Raw genomic sequence first — 6,221 nt, forward strand, 5'->3', positions numbered from 1 at the left:
CCGCCGCATGGTCATCAATTATGGCGCAGCAACGGCTCGGCCGGATGCCGGGGTGTCGTCAATTTTGGCAGCCGACAAGCAGCCGCAGCGCCGATGTGCGGACCGGCCTTGGTCAAAAGCCAAGAAAGAAACAGCCGCCGCTCATCTCCGTGCCAACTGAGCATGATTTCACGGCCATCGGGCGTACCTTCGTGGTCAAGCCCGGTTTCGAACGGAAAATCCCGATCGAAGTAGAACCAGGCACGCCGGATCGACGCCAGCGCCAGAAACTCCCCAAACCCTTCAGAAATAAAAGGAATCAATCCTTCTATCCGAGCGGCACAGAGCCGCCAATCGAGGGTTTGCGCCATAAACACGGCGCTATTTTTACCTTTCTTCTCGAAAAAGACAAGTTGGCCTGAAAGCGGTTTCCGCGAGGGGGTGTCTGCCCTCTTCGCGTCATAGGTTGTCCGAAAATAAGCATTCGCGGACAAGCGATTTCACGGCAGAGCAGGGGGGATTGCCCCGACATTCGGACAAACGGGAAAAAGACGCCAAAAACCGCAGAAATGCGTGGGTTTCAAACCAAACAGGCGTTTTCAGCGCCTCCGTCGTACCAATCCACGATCAAAAACGACGAAGGACGCGAGAGAGGCTGTTTTCAAAATGTCCTCGAGCCGTATGGTTCGCCTACGGCAATGGTCCGGCGTTGATGCCAGGCCCAGCCAGATCGGGGGTCGCAACATGATAATCAGCAGCAAAAGCGCTAACGCCTTTTTCGAACACGCCGAGGCCAATGGCGAAATGATTGAAGCGCTCGGCGAAGTCGGCGGCAGTCTAGGGGCTTCGGGTACGGACGGAGCCATCAGCTCTAGCCTCGACCGGACGAAGTCGCGGCTCGGCGGCCTCTGGGTCGGAGGCACGATCCAGCTGACCACGACACACCTGATGTTCAGGCCCAACGAGGCGAACGCGCAGTTCCACGCGAACGCAGCCACGCTCGAATTTGCCCATGAGCTCGACACCATACGCCGGGTCGAGCACCAGGGCGGATTCCTGACGGGCATCATCGAGGTTGAATCGGACGCAGGCATCGACCGCTTCCGTTGCTTCGGCGCCAAGAAGTTCATCGATGGTATCAACGAGGCCAGACGGCAGAGATAGCCGCAACGCCTGCCACACCATCTGCCACACATTACGCAAGGCCCGCCATCGGCGGGCCTTTTCTATTCCAGCAACTCGAAAGGACGCCAGACCATGTCGACTGACCTAAGCGTAGCCCAGACAATCCTTGCCCAGCTCGGCGGCCGGGAGTTCCAGATGATGACCGGCGCGAAAGACCTGGTCGGCGACGACAAGTCGCTTGCAATGAGGTTGCCGCGGAACAGCACCAAGGCGAACAAGCTGCGCATCACCCGCAACGGCAACGACTGCTACGATCTCGAGTTCTTCCGTATTCGCAAGTTCGAGGCCACCGCGATCAAGTCGATCGAGAACGTCTACGCGGAAGACCTTCGCAAGATTTTCACGCAGGAGACGGGTTACGACACCCATCTCCCGCGCATCGTGGGAGTGAACGCATGACCGATTGGCAACCCAACACCAAGGCTGGTCGCAAGGTCATGGGCGACGCATTCGCAGAGATCATCACGAGGCACGGCCTCGAGTACGAACGGACTGAATGCGGCACCGATGTGCTCATACACGTGATCGATCAGGACATCTCGCCGGCAACATGGATCTCGGCTGAAGAAGGCGACCTTGGCTATCTGCTCACCTGGAATGGCCCAAGCGCCCCCGCCCCCTTCTCCGATCTCTTCATACTGGCCGTGAAAGCAGACCACCCCAGCTCGTCAGGGCGAAAGCTGCAGGTAATCGATCGATCCTTCGACGTGATCCTGGAGAGCCTCGATGCGGGCCTTACGCTGTGGCGAGCCGGGCGAGCATTTCAGGAAACGGGAAATGCCCCTAAGCTCGCCGCATGACCAACCCCTCCTCTTCCTCGTCGCAAACAGAGGGCCCGAGTTCACCGGGCGGCGGCGAGGAAGGCTGGCCGATCAGGCGCCCTTGCGCTGCAGCGAACTACTCCAAGCAGGCCCCAGATCTCGGCTACCTGAAAGTTCCATTTGCGCTTTGCAATGATGGCATAGCCCGGCACGTCACCGCTATTGAGCATCGCGATCAAGGCCCGTTTCACTGCCTCGACTGCGAAGAGATCCTGACCCTCCGCATGCCTCGAAATGCGCGAAATCACTTCGCTCATCGCGCAAAATCCCAATGCAAAGGGGAGACTGCCCTCCATAAGTACGCCAAGGCTCTTTTCGAACGGGAGAAGGCCCTGACGCTCCCTCCCCTCATAATCGAACACAAGGGACACCGGAGAACCGCGAGCAAGCCGCGATTAGAGATCTTCGATGAAGTCATTGTCGAACAGCGGCTGAAGAACGACGACGAAAGGCAATTCCAGCCTGATGCCATCGGCTTGCGCAAAACCGCCTCAGGTGCACAAACCCTGGCCGTCGAATTCCACGTCTTCAACGCTGTCGATGACGCAAAGCTAGATAAAATCAGGCAGCGCGACCTGTCCACGATCGAAGTCGATCTCTTCTACCTGGACCCAGGGATGATGACGGCTTCCGAGCTCGACAGAGAAATCCTTCACGAGGCACCGCGTCTCTGGCTCCATCATAGAGGCGAGAGGCAAGCGACAGAGAATTATGCCGCCAAAGTAGAAGAGGACCTCAAGGCCAAGGCTGAAAGGCTTCGAGGGTGTATCATGCGTCCAGCGCGAAAAGGCGCAGTGCCTGCAGATTGGACCACTGACGCATTCGAGGACGTAGAATACGCAGGCCTTACGCAATTGCTGGGACTGGAAGTCGACGGCGACCACTGGTTCACGGTGACATCCCATCTCTGGCAAGCAGAAGTACTTTCCAGCCTCGTCATCAGGCCCTGCACAACCTATCACCCCGGCCAACCGCACAAGGTGTCAGGCACGACCTCGCAGGGCGGTCTTAATGGGTGTCTTCCTGACTTCATGATCAGAGGCGATCTCGGAAGCTATAATCATCTGACACGCAGCGCAGGCATCTCGCGAGAGGAATATGGCAGCCCTCACGGCGCGATATTCAATTATCTCGCAAAGCTCAGCGTCGAGGCACCAGGCAAGGCCGTTTACTGGGACCGTGCCAACCAGAGCTTCTTCATCGAGAAAGACCTTCACGAGCTGATCTACCGGCGCATTGAATTCCCCCGCCGGATCGAAAGCATCCTGCGAAAATCCCACCCAAACGCTTGGGAAGGAAAATACGACGACTGGTCAGCGAGCTACAGGTTCAAGGGTCTCACGCCGGTCGAGATCATCGAGACCGGCGGCCCGATCTATAACGAGTTCGCGGCCCGGATCCTGAGCCTCGAGAGAATGAGCTTCTATGGCTCCGACCACATCGAGGACGATCTGTGCGGCCTACCGCTAGAGGGAGTTCGGCAGCAGATCATCGACCGGATCGCCGAAGAGAAGGCTGCTGCGCAGGAAAAGCTTCGCCTCGAGGCTCAACGCCGCAGAACTAGCCTTGAACAGCTCGCACGCGATGACCTCAGAGACGAGGCCGATGCGTGGTTGCAGGCAGAGCATTCGAATAGCGGACAGACCCGCTTGGAATATGCTGAGCTGAGCCCAGGCTCTCTTTACGAAATGAAGGAGCTTCTGGCTAACGCTCGGGAAGCAAGGATATTGAGGAAGCGCTCGCAGGCCCTGAAGGAAAAGCTGCAGGAACAGCTGATTTCAGTAGCCGAGGCCACTTTCCAATCCAAGGATCTGGCCCGACTGTTTCTCAATACAGGCCACACGAGCCTGGGTGGGCGAAAGCCGATCGACTATTGCGAAAGCGAGAATGCCCTCGCCCATATCAAGGGGCTGATGACCCGTAAGCGATAGCCCTCCCCTCCCCTTGCGGAAGGCCCCCGCCCTCCCCTCAATTGGCCAGCCAGGTCTCTTTGCGAAGCGCCGGCTGCTTGCAAACGGGTGTGTCAGGCAGGCGGCGCGCGAAAGCTTCCGATGCGGCGTAAAAGTTACGCTCGGCATGAGCGATTTCACCCGCCCTGCCCGACCGTCGGGCGGCCTGCAGATCTTCATAAGCGGCTTTGAAAGCCGCGATCAAACGCTCGTCCATGTTGCGACCCCTGAAACGAAGGCTCGCCGACTAGCGTATGAAATCTTCAGGATCAACTTTTGTTAGGGCTCACATTTTCATCCTCTATCCTCAATCCGCGGCGGCTGAAAATGCACAGGGCTCGCCCGCCCTATTGCCTTGTGCCTGCTCTATCGTGCTAGAACATAACGCAAACAGGCGGACCAAGAGATGAGCGATCAAGAGAGCAAGAGCGGAGAAAGCGCGGGTACGCAGCTCGCCCCCCTCCCCTCGTCTGCTGTCGAGGTTCGACTGCGTGAACAGATGGCGTCTGCTGGCCGCTATCGTGAGAAGTCACGCGCTGACGGGACTATCCGCGTCTATACTTCGGCGTGGGAAGCCTTCGCCCGTTGGTGCGATCAGTTTCACATCGAGGCCCTTCCCGCTGATCCAGCGGCCGTTGCCACATACCTCGCATGGATGGCTGATGAAGGCCTCGCCCACTCCACGATCAGTCGGCACAGCGCGGCAATTGACTGGAAGCACCGCACGATCGGTCATCCCAAGCCCACTGCAAGAGACGACAACAATCTGATCCGGGATGTCCTGTCCGGCATTCGCCGCGACCAGCGCAACCGCCAGTCGATGGCCAAGGTGCCAGTACAGGCCCAGCATATTCTGAAGATGCTGGCCCAGATCGACGGCAACACGACACGTGCACACCGAGATAGGGCGATTCTTACGTTCGGCATCGCTTCTGCCATGAGACGATCCGAAATCGTCGCTCTTGAACTCAGCGATATCGCATTTGTCGAACGCGGCATGCGCGTAGACATCCGCCATTCAAAGACCGACCAGGAAGGCCGCGGCGAGCAGATTGCAATCCCGAACGGCGAGATCATCAAGCCCGTTTACCACCTGCAGAAGTGGATCGAGTGGCGCGGCCAGAAGCCCGGCCCTCTATTCACCCGTTTCGACCAGGCAGGGTTCCTGACGAACCTGCCCATGTCCGACCGCGCGATTGCGCGGCTCGTAAAGCAGTACGCCTTGAAGGCAGATCTCGATCCACGCAGCGTGGCAGCGCACTCGATGCGCGCCGGCTTCCTCACCGATGCCGCAGAGCACCAGGCGTCGATCCGCAAGATGCAGGAAGTCAGCCGTCACAAGAGCGTCGACATCCTCATGACCTACATCCGATCGGCCGAATCCTTCGACGATCACGCAGGGGACAGCTTCCTCTAAGGCCCAATCGCGCAGAAGCCCCCCGCCCGTCCGCCTTTGGACAATCGCAATCAATTTGTGCGACTTAGGCCCCCAGGGGGAATTCATGACCGATACGACCTACCACGATTATTCACCCGGAGATGAGGGCCCAGCCCGCACCGGCAACTGGATAAAGGACCACTGGCGCGGTGCCTTAGGGCTCGCCCCCTCCTTCTGGATCAACCTTGTTGCCCTCGGCCTGCTCTTCAACTTCCTCGCCACGTTCTTCGCCGAAAGTGACATCGAGACCATTGAAGGCACGGCGTATATTGGCCTCTCGATTTTTGCCTTCGGACTTGCCTGGGGCGTCTGGGCAATCGTCGGCACCTGGCGATCGGCAGGCTTTCATAAAGCGCGTGGCGGCAGCGAGGTGGCTGCAGGCTTCACGCGTTTCCTGTGCTTCATGAACGGGCTGTCACTGGTTGTGACAGTAGCGCAATATGCACCGGTCATTGTTCAGGCCGGCAATTTCGTTGTCGGCGAGGATATTGGCGAACCCGCCAGCATCTATGCAGACGGCACAAGCCTCTATTTCGATGGAATGATCAGGGTCGGCGATACCGGCAGGTTCCAGGAGGCACTCAACGCAGCCGGTTCCAGCCTCAAGGAAGTGAGGCTCACGTCCTCCGGCGGGCGCATCTACGAGGCCACGCAGATGGCAGATCTCATTAGCGCCCGAGGCCTCGACACCTACGTCGACGACCACTGCGAGTCAGCCTGCACCTTCATGTTCCTCGCCGGCCAGAAACGGCAAGTCTCGCCGAACGCAGGGCTAGGCTCAGGACCCATTGATTGGCGAGAGGCGATGTGATTCAGGCTCCGGGAGGAGATTGATCATGAACGACCTGT

Annotated in this window: 8 protein-coding genes; 7 read left to right on the forward strand and 1 reads right to left on the reverse strand. The window is 58.6% G+C overall.

Annotated elements, in window-relative coordinates; all coding sequences use genetic code 11:
* From KIH45_RS18740 to KIH45_RS18760, 5 genes are all read left to right on the forward strand, one after another.
* Nucleotides 1-401, forward strand: a 401-nt coding sequence (locus KIH45_RS18740; RefSeq protein ID WP_213177484.1) for a hypothetical protein, incomplete at its 5' end; no start/stop codon positions are given.
* A gap of 322 nt (nucleotides 402-723) precedes the next feature.
* Nucleotides 724-1,143: a hypothetical protein gene (locus KIH45_RS18745; RefSeq protein WP_213177485.1), complete on the forward strand. Its 420-nt coding sequence runs from the start codon at nucleotides 724-726 to the stop codon at nucleotides 1,141-1,143.
* A 93-nt stretch (nucleotides 1,144-1,236) separates the two neighbouring features.
* A complete protein-coding gene (locus KIH45_RS18750) occupies nucleotides 1,237-1,563 on the forward strand; it encodes a hypothetical protein (RefSeq protein WP_213177486.1) in 327 nt (108 codons plus the stop codon).
* A complete protein-coding gene (locus KIH45_RS18755) occupies nucleotides 1,560-1,964 on the forward strand; it encodes a hypothetical protein (RefSeq protein ID WP_213177487.1) in 405 nt (134 codons plus the stop codon). The genes KIH45_RS18750 and KIH45_RS18755 overlap by 4 nt, the downstream gene beginning before the upstream one ends.
* A complete protein-coding gene (locus KIH45_RS18760; RefSeq protein WP_213177488.1) occupies nucleotides 1,961-3,916 on the forward strand; it encodes a competence protein CoiA family protein in 1,956 nt (651 codons plus the stop codon). Before KIH45_RS18755 ends, KIH45_RS18760 begins: the two co-directional genes overlap by 4 nt.
* Before the next feature lie 37 nt (nucleotides 3,917-3,953).
* On the opposite strand, the gene KIH45_RS18765 is transcribed toward KIH45_RS18760, so the two are convergent.
* The gene (locus KIH45_RS18765; RefSeq protein ID WP_213177489.1) at nucleotides 3,954-4,151 is read right to left on the reverse strand and encodes a hypothetical protein; all 198 of its coding nucleotides are present in this window, start codon (nucleotides 4,149-4,151) and stop codon (nucleotides 3,954-3,956) included.
* Nucleotides 4,152-4,340: 189 nt separating this feature from the next.
* Here KIH45_RS18765 and KIH45_RS18770 point away from each other — a divergent pair, with 189 nt between their 5' ends.
* Complete coding sequence (locus KIH45_RS18770; RefSeq protein ID WP_213177490.1) at nucleotides 4,341-5,351, forward strand: site-specific integrase; 1,011 nt, start codon at nucleotides 4,341-4,343, stop codon at nucleotides 5,349-5,351.
* A gap of 85 nt (nucleotides 5,352-5,436) precedes the next feature.
* Entirely contained in the window at nucleotides 5,437-6,183 is a 747-nt protein-coding gene (locus KIH45_RS18775; RefSeq protein ID WP_213177491.1) for a hypothetical protein, read from the forward strand.
* Nucleotides 6,184-6,221: the final 38 nt, after the last annotated feature.

This window comes from Croceicoccus gelatinilyticus (assembly GCF_018398395.1).
Lineage (GTDB): Bacteria > Pseudomonadota > Alphaproteobacteria > Sphingomonadales > Sphingomonadaceae > Croceicoccus > Croceicoccus gelatinilyticus.